We start from the raw sequence: 15,295 nt of genomic DNA on the forward strand, positions 1-15,295 counted from the left end.
CCTCGACCGCAACACACGATTCGAACCCACAACACTCCTCAATCAGAAGGGTGTTGCATCGACCGCTTGAAACCGCCCCCCTGTTTTCGCGCTGAGCACACGTTCGCTGCGCCCAAGCCGCCTGTAGCCGGCGCACGATGCCGCCTTCGGTGTCGCGTGAGGTGACCCGGATGTCGATCCACCCGAGCCCGGTCACGGCCTCGTACCGGTGGATGTCCTTGTTGAAGCGGTCCGGATCGCGATGGTGGCCACCTTCGTAGTCGAGCGCGACCTTCATGTGTTCCCACCCCATGTCCACGACGGCGACGAGCTGACCGTGTTCGTCGTACACGGGGATCTGCGTCTGCGGGGGAGGAAACCCGTTGCGGATCACCAGGAGCCGCAGCCAGGTCTCACGTGGTGATTCGGCGCCCGGGTCGACGAGGCCGAGCGTGCTGTAGGCGTTGCGCATCCCGCGTCGACCCCGGTACCGCTCGGCCAGCAGTTCTACGTCGGCGATCTTCAGGTGCGTCGCGCGGGCGAGCGCGTCGATCGCCGCGACGGCCTTGTCGAGCGGGTAACGGCATGCGATGTCGAGTGCCGTGCGGGCTGGCGTCGTCACTCGAACACCCTCCACGGTCTGGACTTCGTCGTCGGCGACGCGGTCCGACCACGTCCGGAGGCCGTGTGGCGGGCGCCGGTTGGGCCACAACACTTCGGCAGGTTGCGAGGCGTCGACCCACTTGGCGCCGTGCAGCGCCGCCGCCGACTGTCCGGCGACCACGCCGTCGCGTCGCGTCCACAGCCATGCCGCCGTTGCGCGCTGCGACGCGGTCAACTCGGTGTCCCGCGGCGCATACACATCCGGGAACACCGCGCGGAAACGACTGCGCAGCTGATACGCGGTCAAAACCCCGGACGCGGTGGCCTCACTGCCGATGAATGGCTCCCCCATGCGGGGAGTGTGCCGACTGGCACCGACAGCGCACCGAACGTGCGCTCACTGCGAGAAAGGGGCGGGGTTTTCGCACCCACCGCACGTTCGGCGCACGGGGCACTGACAGCGCACCGAACGTGCGCTCACTGCGAGAAAGGGGCGGGGATTTCGCACTCACCGCACGTTCGGCACCCGACAGCGCACCGACAGCGCACCGAACGTGCGCTCAGTGCGAGAAAGGGGCGGGGTTTTCGCACTCACCGCACGTTCGGCGCACGGGGCGCCGGCCCGTGCGCCTACTTCATCTTGAAGTTGGGCGCCCGCTTCTCCTTGAACGCCCGCGGGCCCTCCTTCGCGTCTTCGGAGAGGAAGACCTCGATGCCGATCTTGGTGTCGATCTTGAACGCGTCGTTCTCGTGCAGGCCCTCGGTCTCGCGGATCGACCGCAGGATCGCCTGCACCGCCAGCGGGCCGTTGTTGTTGATGACCTCGGCGATCTCGAGCGCCTTGTCCAAGGCGGTGCCGTCGGGGACCACGTGACCGATCAGGCCGTATTCGAGCGCCTCGGCCGCGGTGATGTGGCGTCCTGTCAGCAGCAGGTCACACGCGATCGTGTACGGAATCTGCCGGACCAGGCGCACCGCCGACCCGCCCATCGGGTACAGACTCCACTTCGCCTCGGAGATGCCGAATTTCGCGCTCTCACCGGCCACCCGGATGTCGGTGCCCTGCAGGATCTCGGTGCCGCCTGCGATCGCGGGACCCTCGACGGCGGCGATCAGCGGCTTGGTGAGCCGGCGGCCCTTGAGTAGACCGTCGATGCGCGACGGGTCGTAGCTGCCGTCCTTGAACGAGTCGCCCGGCGGCTTGGCGGTGGCGGCCTTGAGGTCCATCCCGGCGCAGAAGTAGCCGCCGGCCCCGGTGAGGATGCACGAGCGGATCTCCGGATCGTTGTCGACGCGGTCCCACGCGTCGACCATGATCGAGAGCATCTCGGTGGACAGCGCATTGCGCGACTCGGGCCGGTTCAATGTCACGACCAGCGTGTGTCCGCGCTGCTCAACGAGTGCGTCGGGTTGCTTCTCGGTGACTTGTGCGTCGCTCACGGACGGTCCGCCTTCCAGCGTCGATGCCACAGACTTGTCAGGAAATGTAACACGTTCTAGTTTGGGTCCGTGGCCCTGAACATCGCTGATCTTGCCGAGCACGCCATCGACGCCGTGCCTGACCGTGTCGCCCTGATCAGCGGCGACGAAACGCTGACCTACGGCCAGCTCGAGGAGCGGGCCAACCGGCTCGCGCACTACCTGATCGACCGGGGTGTGAAGAAGGACGACAAGGTCGGCCTCTACTGCCGCAACCGCATCGAGATCGTGATCGGCATGGTCGGCATCGTCAAGGCCGGAGCCATCGCGGTCAACGTCAACTTCCGCTACGTCGAGGGCGAACTGCGCTACCTGTTCGAGAACTCGGACATGGTCGCGCTCATCCACGAACGCCAGTACAGCCCGCGGGTCGCGAACGTGAAACCCGAGATCCCGGGCCTGGAGACCGTGCTGGTCATCGAGGACGGCAGCAGCGAGGACTTCTCCGGCTACGGCGGTGTCGAGTTCTACGCCGCGCTGGAGCAGGGCTCGCCCGAACGCGACTTCGGCCCGCGCAGCGAGGACGACATCTACCTGCTCTACACCGGTGGCACCACCGGTTTCCCCAAGGGCGTGATGTGGCGCCACGAGGACATCTACCGGGTGTTGTTCGGCGGCACCGACTTCGCCACCGGCGAGCCGATCGCCGACGAATACGGCCTGGCCAAGCAGGCCGCCGAGAACGCCCCGATGGTCCGCTACCCGATTCCGCCGATGATCCACGGCGCGACGCAGTCGGCCACCTGGATGGCGCTGTTCGCCGGGCAGACCGTCGTGCTGGTGCCGGAATTCGACCCCGAAGAGGTGTGGCGGACCTGTGCGCAGCACAAGGTCAACCTGCTGTTCTTCACCGGTGACGCGATGGCCCGCCCGCTCCTCGACGCGCTGGTCGCCCATCAGGCCAACGGCGACGAGTTCGACCTGTCCAACCTGTTCCTGTTGGCCAGCACCGCGGCGCTGTTCTCACCCGCGCTCAAAGACCAACTGCTCGAACTGCTGCCCAACCGGATCATCACCGACTCGATCGGTTCGTCGGAGACCGGGTTCGGCGGGTCGAGCGTCGTGGTCAAGGGGCAGACCCACACCGGCGGTCCGCGCGTCACCATCGACAAGAACGTCGTGGTGCTCGACGACGACGGCAACGAGGTCAAGCCCGGCAGCGGTGTGCGCGGGATGATCGCCAAGCGTGGCCACATCCCCGTCGGCTACTACAAGGACGAGAAGAAGACGGCCGAGACGTTCCGCACCATCAACGGCGTCCGCTACGCGATCCCCGGCGACTACGCGACGGTCGAGGAGGACGGCAGCGTCACGATGCTCGGACGCGGTTCGCAGTCGATCAACAGCGGCGGCGAGAAGATCTACCCGGAAGAGGTCGAGGGCGCGCTCAAGGGTCACCCCGACGTCTTCGACGCGTTGGTGGTCGGTGTGCCGGACGACCGTTTCGGTCAGTGTGTCGCCGCCGTGATCCAGCGCCGCGAGGGCGCCACCCCGTCGCTGGCAGAGTTGGACACGTTCATCCGCAACGAGATCGCCGGCTACAAGGTGCCGCGCAAGGTCTGGTGGGCCGACGCGATCCAGCGCACCCCGGCCGGGAAGCCCGACTACCGCTGGGCCAAGGAACAGACCGAGTCGCGTCCCGCGGACGAGACGCACGCCAATCACGTTGGAGCCAAGTAACCATGCGTACCGAACTGTGTGACCGCTTCGGCATCGAGTACCCGATCTTCGTCTTCACACCGTCGGAGAAGGTCGCCGCCGCCGTCACCCGCGCCGGCGGGATGGGTGTGCTGGGATGCGTCCGGTTCAACGACTCCGACGACCTCGAGAACGTCCTGCAGTGGATGGACGAGAACACCGACGGTAAGCCCTACGGCGTCGACGTCGTCATGCCCGCGAAGATCCCCACCGAGGGCACCGCGGTCGACATCAACAAGCTGATCCCACAGACGCATCGGGAGTTCGTCGACAAGACACTCGCCGATCTCGGGGTGCCGCCGTTGCCGGAGGACGAGGCCCGCAACGAAGGTGTGCTGGGCTGGCTGCACTCGGTGGCGCGGTCACACGTCGAGGTGGCGCTCAAGCATCCGATCAAGCTGATCGCCAACGCGCTGGGCTCGCCGCCGAAGGACGTCATCGACCAGGTGCACGAAGCGGGTGTCCCCGTCGCGGCGCTTGCCGGTAGCGCCAAACATGCTCAACGACATGTCGACAACGGCGTCGACATCGTCGTTGCCCAGGGCCATGAGGCCGGTGGGCACACCGGTGAGATCGGCTCGATGGTGCTGTGGCCGGAGATCGTCGACGCGCTGAACGGGCAGGCACCCGTGCTGGCGGCCGGCGGCATCGGCACGGGGCGTCAGGTGGCGGCGGCGCTGGCGCTCGGCGCGTCCGGGGTGTGGATGGGTTCGGCGTTCCTGACGTCTGCGGAATACGATCTCGGACACCGGAAACCGAGCGGGGTGTCGACGATCCAGGAGGCGATGCTGCGCGCGACGTCCAGCGACACGGTGCGCAGGCGGATCTACACCGGTAAGCCGGCGCGGCTGCTGAAGACGAAGTGGACCGAAGCCTGGGACGCCCCGGAGGCGCCGGAACCGTTGCCGATGCCGCTGCAGAACATCCTCGTGAGCGAGGCCCATCAGCGGATGAACGAGTCGGACAACCCGGACACGGTGTCGATGCCGGTCGGTCAGATCGTCGGCCGGATGAACGAGATCCGTCCGGTCGCCGACATCATCGCCGAACTCGTGTCGGGCTTCGACGAGGCGTCGAAGAGGTTGGACGGCATCCGCGAGGGCTGACGGACGCTGACCGGCAGGGTCGTGTGCCGCCGTCGAAAAGTGATATCGCCGGCGCTATCTGATATCGCCGGCGCTATCGAGTTTCGGAGAGGGAGGCCGGCCGGGAATTGGTGCCGATGTGACGGATGGTGCTCAGCGCGCGATCTCGAACACCGGATCAGCACACGAGGTACCTTCCGCCGACAGGTGCCGCTTGAGCACCTTGAACGTCTCGGTGCGCGGTAGCCCCGAGCTGAGGCGGACGTACGACGGCCGCTGCTTCGGCCCCAGATCCGACTGCTCGGCGAGGAAGGCCTGGAACTTGTCGACGTCGAAGTCGGCGCCCGGCCTCAACACGAGGGCCGCCATCACCCGGTCACCCACCGCGGGGTCGGGGACAGGGTAGACAGCCACCTCGATGATGTCGTTGTGGCGCAGGAGGATTCGCTCGATCGGCGCCGTTCCCAGGTTCTCTCCGTCGACCCGCATCCAGTCCCCGAGGCGGCCCGCGAAGTAGATGAACCCGTTCTCGTCGCAGTAGGCCAGGTCACCGCTGTGGTACATCCCGCCGGCCATCCGCTCGGCCTCGGCCGCTTCGTCGTTGTAGTAACCGCGAAACTGCCCGCGTCCGTTGGGATTCACCAACTCACCGACCCTGCCGGGCGGGCACCGTTCACCGGTGTCGACATCGACGATCGCCACGTCGTCGGTCAGCGGACCGAGGGACCCCTCGGGGGTGTCGGGCGTCCGGGCGATCGCCACCCCGCCCTCGGTCGAGCCGAAACCGTCGACGACGACGACGCCGAACCGTCGCGCGAACCGGTCGAGGTCGCGGGGCGCACCCTCGTTGCCGTACAGGATCTTCAGCGGATTGTCCGCGTCGTCGGAGCGCGGCGGCGTGGCGAGGATGTACGACAGCGGCTTGCCGACGTAGTTGGCATACGTGGCGCCGAAGCGACGGACATCTGAAATGAACTGCGACGCCGAGAACTTCCGGCGCAGCGCAAGCGATCCGCCGGCGGCCACCCCCACCGCCCATCCGGCCATCACCGCGTTCGAGTGGAACAGCGGCATGGACAGATAGCAGACGTCCGACGGGCCGAGTCCGAACCGGTCGGCCAGCATCCGCCCCGGGAACGCCACCTTCTCATGCGTCACCCGGACGGCCTTCGGTTCGCCGCTCGTGCCGGACGTGAAGATCAACATGAACAGATCGTCGGGATCCGGGGACCCGAAGCGCACCGGGGCGTCGCGATGGGCGGCCAGTTCGTCGCGCCAGTCCGGGGATTCGACGTCGATGTACTCGACGCCGTCGGGCACCGGGGCGCCGCCGTCGGCGAGCACCACCTGACAGTCGGCCCTGGCGATGTCACTGGCCAACGCCGCACCGCGGCGCGTGGGGTTCAACCCGACGGGGACGAGGCCGCAAAGCGCTGCCGCGACCAGCACGCTGGAGAAGAACGGAGTGTTGCCGAGCAGAACACCCACATGCGGCGGTTTGTCCGGATCCAACCGCGCCCGCAGCGCCGAAGCCACCGCCGCCGCCGACCCGATGTGCTCGCGCCAACTGACGAACCCACAGTCGGCGTGGATGCCGCGGTCGTCGACATCGACCAACGGCGCCAGAAGGTTCGAGACAGTGGGGGCAGGGCCCACGGTCACACCGGGGTGTCGGCCAGTTCGCGGCCGATGCGCAGCAACTGTCCCGTCGCTCCGCCGACCGCGAACTCGGTCTGCTTGGCCGCCAGGAAATACCGATGGATCGGGTGGTCGGTGTCGATGCCCACACCGCCGTGCACATGGACCGCCGTGTGCGCGACCCGGTGGCCGGCCTCGGCCGCCCAGAACGCCGCACTCGCCACGTCGATGTCGGCGGACAGACCCTCCGAGACCCGCCAGGCCGCCTGGGTCAGCGTCAGTCGAAGACCTTTGATGTCGATGTACCCGTCGGCGAGCCGTTGCGAGACCGCCTGGAAGCTGCCGATCGGCCGTTCGAACTGCTCGCGTTCACGGGCGTACGTCGCGGTCAGTTCCAGCGCCCGATCGAGCACCCCGAGCTGGAACGCCGCGCGGCCGAGGCCGTGCCGGACGATCAACCAGGCGAGCACCTCGGCGTCGCCGACCACCCGGTCGGCGCCGAGTTCGACACCGGAAAGCTCCAGGTGTCCGACACTGCCGTGACCCGTGGTGTCCAGAACCTCAACCGACACACCGGGATCGCCCGCGGCGACCAGGAACACCCGCACGCCGCCATCGCCGTCGGCGGGCACCAGGAACGCATCGGCGACCGGGCCGAAGGGCACGAGCGTGCGCGAACCCGTCAGCCGGTAGCCGGAACCGTCGCTCTGCGCCTGGACCGGGCCTTGGCCCATCTCGCCCTCGAGCGCGACGGTCAGCACCTTCTCGCCCGCCACGGCCGGAGTCGCCCAATCCTGTTGCAGCTGCTCGGATCCGAAGGCCGACACCGCGCCCGCGGCGAGCACCACCGATTCCAGATACGGCACCGCGGACAGCTGACGGCCCAGCGCCACGAGCACGGCCACCTCCTCGAGCACCCCGAACCCGCCGCCGCCCAACGCCTCCGGCGCCGTCGTCGACAGCACGTCGGCGTCGATCAGCTTGCGCCACAGATCGCGGTCGAAGCGTTGCTCGAGCCCGTCGAGCTCACGCTGGTGCTCGGGTGTGCACACCGATTCGGTGATGGTCCGGACCAGGCCGCCGAGGTCGTCCGCGGCTTCGGTCGTCGAGAAATCCATGATGCTCCTCTACCGGTTGACCCGGGGCAGGCCGAGCGCGACCATGCCGATGATGTCGCGCTGAATCTCGTTGGTGCCGCCACCGAACGTCAAGATCAGGCAGGATCGGTGCATGCGCTCGACGCGTCCGCGCAGCAGCGCGCCCGGGGAGTTGGGGCGCAGCGTGGCAGCGGTGCCCAGCACCTCCATCAGCAGGCGGTAGGCCTCGGTGGCCAATTCGGTGCCGAACACCTTGGCCGCCGACGCGTCGGCCGGCGAGGGCGCCGCCTCCGTGGACGCCAACTCCCAGTTGATCAGCTTGAGGACCTCAGCCTTGGCGTGTACCCGGGCCAGGTTCAGCTGCACCCACTCGGAATCGATCAGGCGTCTGCCGTGGGCGTCCTTGGTGTTCTGTGCCCACTCGCGGACCCCGTCGAGGGCGACGAAGATCGGCTGCGCCGACACCAGCGCGACGCGTTCGTGGTTGAGCTGGTTGGTGACCAACTTCCAGCCCGCGTTCTCCTCGCCGACCAGACTCGACACCGGCACCCGGACGTCCTGGTAGTAGGTGGCGCTGGTGTCCACACCGGACATCGTGTGCACCGGCGTCCAGGAGAAACCCTCCGCGGTGGTGGGCACGATCAGCATCGAGATGCCGCGGTGTTTCTTGGCTTCGGGGTTGGTCCGCACCGCCAGCCAGACGTAGTCGGCGTAGGCGATCAACGAGGTCCACATCTTCTGGCCGTTGATGACGTACTCGTCCCCGTCGCGCACCGCGGTGGTGCGCAACGACGCCAGGTCGGTGCCCGCACCGGGTTCGGAGTAGCCGATCGAGAAGTGCAGATCGCCCGAGGCGATCTTGGGCAGGAAGAACTTCTTCTGCTCCTCGGTGCCGAACGCCATGATCGTCGGCGCGACGCTGTTGATCGTCAGGAACGGCACCGGCACGTTCGCGATCGAGGCCTCGTCGTTGAAGATCAGGCCGTCCATCGGCGGGCGGGCCTGACCGCCGAACTCCTTCGGCCACGACAGCGTCAGCCAGCCGTCCTTGCCCATCTGCGCGACGGTCTCGCGATAGACGTTGCCGCGCCCCATCTCACCGTCATTGCTTGCGAGCGCCTCGGCGCGCTCGGGTGTCATGAGCTTGGTGAAGTACGTCCGCAGTTCGCGGCGCAACTCCTCCTGCTCGGGGGTGTAGCCGATCCGCATCGCGCCGTCCTCACTGTGCCGCGTCTCGGGCGACCCTCCGGGCCGCCCGCTCCACCAGGTTGTAACACGTTCTAGTCTTGGGGTCCAGACCGGTGTTGTGCACATGCCGTCCCGGCGGGTCGTATTCTGGCCCCCAAGTTCGGGCGGGCCGTCCGAACAGCTGTCGCGAGGAGGTTGTCATGCGAGTGGAAGTCGACCGGGACCGGTGTGAGGGCAACGCGGTCTGCGTGGGAATTGCGCCGGACTTGTTCGATCTGGACGACGAGGATTACGCCGTCGTCAAGCAGGATCCGGTACCCGCCGACATGGAAGACGTGGCCGAGCAGTCGATCGCCGAGTGCCCGCGCGCCGCGCTGAACCGCAGAGACTAGAGGTATTCATAAAAGTGACGACTCCCAGTAACGACCTGACCGATCTGTCCGGCCGCGTCGCCGTGGTGACGGGTGCCGCCGCCGGCCTGGGGCGCGCCGAGGCGATCGGTCTGGCCGCCGCAGGCGCCACCGTGGTGGTCAACGACATGGCCGCCGCGCTCGACGCCTCCGACGTCCTCGACGAGATCTCCGCCGCCGGGTCGAAGGGCGTCGCGGTCGCCGGCGACATCAGCCAGCGGTCGACCGCCGACGAACTCGTCGAGACCGCCGAGGGCCTCGGCGGGCTGAACATCGTCGTCAACAACGCGGGCATCACCCGCGATCGCATCCTGTTCAACATGTCCGACGAGGAGTGGGACGCGGTGATCGCGGTCCATCTGCGCGGGCACTTCTTGCTCACCCGCAACGCGGCCACGTACTGGCGCGCGAAGGCCAAGGCCGGCGACGGGAAGGTCTACGGCCGCATCGTCAACACCTCGTCGGAGGCGGGCCTCTCGGGTCCGGTCGGCCAGCCCAACTACGGGGCGGCCAAGGCGGGCATCACCGCGCTGACACTGTCCGCGGCCCGGGCGCTCGACCGGTTCGGGGTGCGGGCGAACGCGATCGCCCCCCGGGCCAGGACCGCGATGACCGCCGGCGTGTTCGGGGATGCGCCCGACCCCTCGACCGCCGGGATCGACCCGCTGTCGACCGATCATGTCGTCACTTTGGTGCGGTTTCTGGCCTCGCCGGCATCGGAAGCGGTCAACGGGCAGCTGTTCATCGTCTACGGTCCGAAGGTGACGTTGGTGGCGGCACCCGTCGCGGAGGCCCACTTCGCGGCGGAATCCGACGCGTGGGACCTCCGAGACCTGAGCGAGACGTTGCGGGGTTACTTTGCTGATCGCGACCCCGAACGTGGATTCTCGGCGACCGCGCTGATGGAGTCGCGAGACTGACAGTCTCGGTTGTCATGCCTCAGATCGAGGTAGAACACGTTACAGAATGACCTGGATCACACCCGCTCTGACCTGCACAAACATGCCCTTCATGACGGATTTTGTCGTTCTTTGACACTGCGAACGTGTTCTAGTTAGTATGATCCGGCTCACTGAGCGCATCGTCTGAACCAGGGGTGGGAAGGCCGTCCCGGCGAGATTCGACCGAATCTTCGCCGCGACCGGAGTTCGCAGCACCCCGCCCCGAGAACGGAGCCGAGGTTGATCGAACAGCTCGCGGCGCCGGCCCGGGCGGTCGGCGGATTCGTCGAGATGTCCATCGACACTTTTGTGAAGACCTTCCGCAGGCCGTTCCAGTTCCGGGAGTTCCTCGACCAGACCTGGATGATCGCGCGGGTCTCACTGATCCCGACCCTGCTGGTCGCCATCCCCTTCACGGTCCTGGTGGCGTTCACGCTCAACATCCTGCTGCGCGAGATCGGCGCCGCCGACCTGTCGGGTGCGGGCACCGCCTTCGGCACCATCACCCAGCTCGGGCCCGTGGTCACCGTGCTCGTGGTGGCGGGCGCGGGTGCGACCGCCATCTGCGCCGACCTCGGAGCGCGCACGATTCGCGAAGAGATCGACGCCATGCGCGTCCTCGGCATCGACCCGATCCAGCGCCTCGTGGTGCCGCGCGTGCTGGCCTCGACGTTCGTCGCGCTGCTGCTCAACGGGCTCGTGTGTCTGATCGGCTTGAGCGGCGGATACGTGTTCTCGGTCTTCCTGCAGGGTGTGAACCCTGGCGCGTTCATCAACGGCCTGACGGTGCTCACCGGGCTCGGCGAGCTGGTGCTGGCCGAGATCAAGGCGCTGTTGTTCGGGGTCGTCGCCGGGCTGGTCGGCTGCTACCGCGGGCTGACCGTGCAGGGCGGCCCCAAGGGCGTCGGCATCGCGGTCAACGAGACCGTGGTGTACGCCTTCATCTGCCTGTTCGTCATCAACGTGATCATGACGGCGATCGGCGTCCGGGTGCTGGTGCGGTAGCAATCATGGGCCTTCACGCGAATAAGACGACATCATGAGTTTCGACGCCACAGTCCGACTGCGCCGCGCCTTCCGCTGGGCGCCCAAAGTCGTGGACACGGTGGGTGAGCAGGCGCTGTTCTACGGCGAGACCATGCGCTACATCCCCAACGCGCTGACCCGCTACCGCAAGGAGACCATCCGGCTCATCGCGGAGATGACGATGGGCGCCGGTGCGCTGGTCATGATCGGCGGCACGGTCGGCGTCGCGGCGTTCCTCACCCTGGCCTCGGGCGGTGTCATCGCCGTGCAGGGTTACTCGTCGCTGGGCAACATCGGCATCGAGGCGCTGACCGGCTTCCTGTCGGCCTTCCTCAACGTCCGCATCGTCGCCCCGGTCATCGCCGGCATCGCGCTGGCGGCCACGATCGGCGCCGGTACCACGGCGCAGCTCGGTGCCATGCGGGTCGCGGAGGAGATCGACGCCGTCGAGTCGATGGCCGTGCACTCGGTGTCGTACCTGGTCTCGACGCGGTTGATGGCCGGGCTGATCACGATCGTCCCGCTGTACTCGCTGTCGGTACTCGCGGCGTTCTTCGCCGCCAGGTTCACCACGGTGTTCATCAACGGCCAGTCGGCGGGCCTCTACGACCACTACTTCAGCACGTTCCTGGTACCGAGCGACCTGTTGTGGTCGTTCCTGCAGGCGATCGTCATGTCGATCGCCGTCATGCTGGTGCACACCTACTACGGCTACAACGCCTCCGGCGGGCCGGTCGGCGTCGGCATCGCGGTCGGTCAGGCCGTGCGGACGTCGCTGATCGTGGTCGTCACCATCACCCTGTTCATCTCGCTCGCCGTCTACGGCGCGTCCGGCAACTTCAACCTGTCGGGCTAGGGGGTGGCAGACATCGACGCGAAGCGCAGTCACGTACGCATCGCCGCCGCGATCCTGGCGGCGATCCTCGTTGCCGCCACGATCTTCACCTACCTGTCGTACACCGCGGCGTTCACCTCGACCGACACCGTCACCGTCTTCTCGCCGCGCGCCGGCCTGGTCATGGAGACCGACGCGAAGGTGAAGTACCGCGGCATCCAGATCGGCGAGGTCAAGGAGATCGAGTACGCCGGCGACCGGGCGAAGCTGACCCTGGCCATCCGCAGCGACGAGATGAAGTACATCCCCGCCAACGCGCCCGTGCGCATCGCGGGCACAACGGTGTTCGGCGCCAAGGCGGTCGAGTTCATCCCGCCGGAGGACGCGCAGCAGACGTCGTTGCGACCCGGGGCCGAGGTGCAGGCCTCCGACGTCCAGCTCGAGGTCAACACGCTGTTCCAGACCCTGACCGACGTGCTCGGCAAGATCGACCCGATCAACCTCAACGCCACGCTCAGCGCGCTGGGGGAGGGTCTGCGCGGCAACGGCGACGACATGGGCGCCCTGCTGGAGGGCCTCAACTACTACCTGGCTCAGCTGAACCCGAAGCTGCCCACGCTGCAGGAGGATTTCCGCAAGGCGGCCGAGGTGACCAACATCTACGGCGACGCCGGCCCCGACATCGCGCGGATCCTCGACAACGCCCCGACGATCAGCAACACGATCGTCGATCAGCAGCAGAACCTGAACACCACGCTGCTGGCCGCCACCGGATTGGCGAACAACGGCACGGCCACGCTGGAACCGGCCGCCGACAACTACATCGCGGCGATCCAGCGGCTGCGGGCGCCGCTGAAGGTGGCCGGTGAGTACTCCCCGGTGATCGGCTGTGTGCTCACGGGTACCGCCGTCGCCGTGGACCGGTTCGCGCCGATCATCGGCGGTATCCGGCCGGGCCTGTTCGTGTCGTCGAACTTCCTGCCCGGGTCACCGGCGTACACGTATCCGGAGAGCCTGCCCATCGTCAACGCCTCGGGCGGACCCAACTGCCGGGGCCTGCCGAACCTGCCGAACAAGCAGTACGGCGGCTCCTGGTACCACACCCCGTTCGTGGTCACCGACAACGCCTACGTGCCGTACCAGCCGAACACCGAGTTGCAGTTCGACGCTCCGTCGACGGTGCAGTTCCTGTTCAACGGCGCGTTCGCCGAGAAGGACGAGTACTGATGAAGCGCGACGGAAACCTGCTCAACGTCGGGATCTTCACGGTGGCGATGCTGCTCGTCGCCGCGATGCTGGTCGTGGTGTTCGGCGAATTCCGGTTCGCGTCGAGCAACTCGTATCACGCCAACTTCTCCGAGGCCTCGCGGTTGAAGGCTGGCCAGGACGTGCGGATCGCGGGCGTTCCGGTCGGCACGGTGAAGGACATCAAACTCAACGAGGACAACACCGTCGACGTCGCGTTCGACGTCAACAACAAGTACCAGCTCTACACCTCGACCAGGGCCGTCGTCCGGTACGAGAACCTGGTCGGCGACCGGTATCTCGAGATCACCAGCGGGCCGGGCGAATTGCGCAAGCTGCCGGCCGGGTCGACGATCCCCAAGCAGAACACCCAGCCTGCGCTCGACCTCGACGCGCTGCTGGGGGGGCTGCGCCCGGTGCTCAAGGGTCTCGACGGCGCGAAGGTCAACGAGCTCAGCAGCGCGGTGATCGAACTCCTGCAGGGGCAGGGCGGCGCGCTGGCGAACCTGTTGGCCACCACCGGATCGTTCAGCCAGAACCTGGCCGCGCGTGATCAGCTCATCGGTGACGTGATCACGAACCTCAACACCGTGCTGGGCACCGTCGACGAGAAGGGTGCGCAGTTCGACGCCAGCGTCGACCGGCTGCAGCAGCTGATCACCGGGCTCGCACAAGGGCGGGATCCGATCGCGGGCGCCATCGAGCCGCTCGCGACCGCGGAGAACGACCTGACCGAGATGCTGGAGGCGTCGCGCCGCCCCCTGCAGGGCGTCATCGAGAACGCGCGGCCGCTGGCCCAGCGGCTCGACGAGCGCAAGGCCGACGTCAACAAGGTGATCGAACCGCTCGCCGAGAACTACCTGCGGCTCAACGCGCTCGGTGCGTACGGGTCGTTCTTCAACATCTTCTACTGCTCGACCCGGCTGAAGATCAATGGTCCGGCCGGCAGCGACATCCTGATCCCGGTCGGTGGCCCGCCGGATCCGTCCAAGGGGAGGTGTTCCGAAAGTGGCTAGACCCGACAGCACCAATCCGCTCCGTACCGGCATCTTCGGCATCGTCATAGTGACCTGCCTGGTGCTGGTGTCGTTCGGCTACACCAAGCTGCCGTTTTTCCCGCAGGGCAAGTCGTACGAGGCCTACTTCACCGACGCCGGCGGAATCACCCCGGGCAACGACGTGAACGTCTCGGGCATCACGGTCGGCAAGGTCGACGGCGTGGAACTGGCCGGCGACGCCGCCAAGGTCAACTTCACCGTCGACCGCAAGGTGCGGGTCGGGGACCAGTCGATGGTCTCGATCAAGACCGACACCGTGCTCGGTGAGAAGTCGTTGTCGGTCACCCCGCAGGGTGCCGGATCCTCGACGGTGATCCCGTTGGGGCGCACCACGACTCCGTACACGCTGAACACTGCGCTGCAGGATCTCGGCAACAACGTGGGCGAGTTGGACAAGCCGCGCTTCGAGCAGGCGCTGGCCACACTGACCGACTCGCTGCGCGAGGCCACTCCGCAACTGCGGGGTGCGCTCAACGGCATCACCAACCTGTCCCGCAGCCTCAACGCGCGCGACGAGGCGCTCGAACAGCTTCTCGGCCACGCCAAGCGGGTCTCGGACACGCTGGCGCAGCGGGCCGGTCAGGTCAACCAGCTGATCACCGACGGCAACCTGCTGTTCGCCGCGCTCGACGAGCGGCGCCAGGCGCTGAGCAATCTGATCGCCGGGATCGACGATGTCTCCGAACAACTCTCGGGGTTCGTCAACGACAACCGCCGCGAGTTCCGCCCCGCGCTCGAGAAGCTCAACCTGGTGATGGACAACCTGCTGGAGCGTCGCGAGCACATCAAGGAGGCCCTGCGCAGGCTGCCGCCGTACGCCACCGCTCTCGGTGAGGTCGTCGGCTCGGGTCCCGGCTTCCAGATCAACCTGTACGGCCTGCCGCCCGCGCCGCTGGCCGAGGTGCTGCTGGACACCTACTTCCAGCCCGGCAAGCTGCCGGACAGCCTCTCCGACTACCTGCGCGGCTATATCTCGGAGCGCATGATCATCAGGCCGAAGTCGCCATGACGCA

Annotated in this window: 13 protein-coding genes and 1 pseudogene; 9 read left to right on the forward strand and 5 right to left on the reverse strand. The window is 67.2% G+C overall.

From position 1 onward, the window contains the following. Nucleotides 1-100: 100 nt before the first annotated feature. Nucleotides 101-934, reverse strand: a pseudogene (locus AU195_RS03210) (type IV toxin-antitoxin system AbiEi family antitoxin); the annotation flags it as partial. Nucleotides 935-1,212: 278 nt separating this feature from the next. Further along, nucleotides 1,213-2,022 (reverse strand): crotonase/enoyl-CoA hydratase family protein, encoded by an 810-nt coding sequence (locus AU195_RS03215; protein WP_059157625.1) that lies wholly within the window; start codon nt 2,020-2,022, stop codon nt 1,213-1,215. A gap of 69 nt (nt 2,023-2,091) precedes the next feature. On the opposite strand from AU195_RS03215, the gene AU195_RS03220 reads away from it, so the two are divergent. Together AU195_RS03220 and AU195_RS03225 are read left to right on the forward strand one after the other, a co-directional pair. Next, the gene (locus tag AU195_RS03220) at nt 2,092-3,741 is read left to right on the forward strand and encodes an acyl-CoA synthetase (protein ID WP_059157626.1); all 1,650 of its coding nucleotides are present in this window, start codon (nt 2,092-2,094) and stop codon (nt 3,739-3,741) included. Between the two features lie 2 nt (nt 3,742-3,743). Next, nucleotides 3,744-4,865 carry an NAD(P)H-dependent flavin oxidoreductase gene (locus AU195_RS03225; protein ID WP_059157627.1) on the forward strand — a complete coding sequence of 374 codons (1,122 nt, stop codon included), beginning with the start codon at nt 3,744-3,746 and terminating at the stop codon, nt 4,863-4,865. 132 nt (nt 4,866-4,997) lie between these two features. On the opposite strand, the gene fadD17 is transcribed toward AU195_RS03225, so the two are convergent. Genes fadD17 through AU195_RS03240 form a run of 3 tightly spaced genes read right to left on the reverse strand, consistent with a single transcriptional unit; the run spans nt 4,998 to nt 8,788 of the window. Then, a complete protein-coding gene (gene fadD17, locus AU195_RS03230) occupies nt 4,998-6,500 on the reverse strand; it encodes a long-chain-fatty-acid--CoA ligase FadD17 (protein WP_059157731.1) in 1,503 nt (500 codons plus the stop codon). Between the two features lie 2 nt (nt 6,501-6,502). Continuing rightward, nucleotides 6,503-7,600 carry an acyl-CoA dehydrogenase family protein gene (locus AU195_RS03235; protein ID WP_059157628.1) on the reverse strand — a complete coding sequence of 366 codons (1,098 nt, stop codon included), beginning with the start codon at nt 7,598-7,600 and terminating at the stop codon, nt 6,503-6,505. A gap of 9 nt (nt 7,601-7,609) precedes the next feature. After that, nucleotides 7,610-8,788: an acyl-CoA dehydrogenase family protein gene (locus tag AU195_RS03240; RefSeq protein ID WP_059157629.1), complete on the reverse strand. Its 1,179-nt coding sequence runs from the start codon at nt 8,786-8,788 to the stop codon at nt 7,610-7,612. 179 nt (nt 8,789-8,967) lie between these two features. Here AU195_RS03240 and AU195_RS03245 point away from each other — a divergent pair, with 179 nt between their 5' ends. From AU195_RS03245 to AU195_RS03275, 7 genes are all read left to right on the forward strand, one after another. Further along, the gene (locus AU195_RS03245; RefSeq protein WP_059157630.1) at nt 8,968-9,159 is read left to right on the forward strand and encodes a ferredoxin; all 192 of its coding nucleotides are present in this window, start codon (nt 8,968-8,970) and stop codon (nt 9,157-9,159) included. A 14-nt stretch (nt 9,160-9,173) separates the two neighbouring features. Continuing rightward, nucleotides 9,174-10,097, forward strand: a complete 924-nt coding sequence (locus AU195_RS03250) for a 3-oxoacyl-ACP reductase (RefSeq protein ID WP_059157631.1) — start codon at nt 9,174-9,176, stop codon at nt 10,095-10,097. Between the two features lie 261 nt (nt 10,098-10,358). Beyond that, on the forward strand, nt 10,359-11,123 hold the full coding sequence (locus AU195_RS03255; RefSeq protein ID WP_059157632.1) for an MlaE family ABC transporter permease: 765 nt from the start codon (nt 10,359-10,361) through the stop codon (nt 11,121-11,123). Nucleotides 11,124-11,157: 34 nt separating this feature from the next. Beyond that, entirely contained in the window at nt 11,158-12,000 is an 843-nt protein-coding gene (locus AU195_RS03260) for an MlaE family ABC transporter permease (protein ID WP_059157633.1), read from the forward strand. A gap of 3 nt (nt 12,001-12,003) precedes the next feature. Continuing rightward, nucleotides 12,004-13,206 carry an MCE family protein gene (locus AU195_RS03265; protein ID WP_059157634.1) on the forward strand — a complete coding sequence of 401 codons (1,203 nt, stop codon included), beginning with the start codon at nt 12,004-12,006 and terminating at the stop codon, nt 13,204-13,206. Next, the gene (locus AU195_RS03270) at nt 13,206-14,240 is read left to right on the forward strand and encodes an MCE family protein (protein WP_059157635.1); all 1,035 of its coding nucleotides are present in this window, start codon (nt 13,206-13,208) and stop codon (nt 14,238-14,240) included. The genes AU195_RS03265 and AU195_RS03270 overlap by 1 nt, the downstream gene beginning before the upstream one ends. Beyond that, nucleotides 14,233-15,291, forward strand: a complete 1,059-nt coding sequence (locus tag AU195_RS03275) for a virulence factor Mce family protein (protein WP_059157636.1) — start codon at nt 14,233-14,235, stop codon at nt 15,289-15,291. Before AU195_RS03270 ends, AU195_RS03275 begins: the two co-directional genes overlap by 8 nt. The last annotated feature ends 4 nt before the right edge of the window (nt 15,292-15,295 follow it).

The sequence above is a fragment of the Mycobacterium sp. IS-1496 genome, assembly GCF_001499995.1.
GTDB lineage: Bacteria > Actinomycetota > Actinomycetes > Mycobacteriales > Mycobacteriaceae > Mycobacterium.

Excerpts from the sequence above, each read along its gene's own strand:
- AU195_RS03270 (WP_059157635.1), top strand. The coding sequence starts at position 13,206 with ATGAAGCGCGACGGAAACCTGCTCAACGTCGGGATCTTCACGGTGGCG.
- AU195_RS03240 (WP_059157629.1), bottom strand. The coding sequence starts at position 8,788 with ATGCGGATCGGCTACACCCCCGAGCAGGAGGAGTTGCGCCGCGAACTG.
- AU195_RS03245 (WP_059157630.1), top strand. The coding sequence starts at position 8,968 with ATGCGAGTGGAAGTCGACCGGGACCGGTGTGAGGGCAACGCGGTCTGC.
- AU195_RS03225 (WP_059157627.1), top strand. The coding sequence starts at position 3,744 with ATGCGTACCGAACTGTGTGACCGCTTCGGCATCGAGTACCCGATCTTC.
- AU195_RS03260 (WP_059157633.1), top strand. The coding sequence starts at position 11,158 with ATGAGTTTCGACGCCACAGTCCGACTGCGCCGCGCCTTCCGCTGGGCG.
- AU195_RS03235 (WP_059157628.1), bottom strand. The coding sequence starts at position 7,600 with ATGGATTTCTCGACGACCGAAGCCGCGGACGACCTCGGCGGCCTGGTC.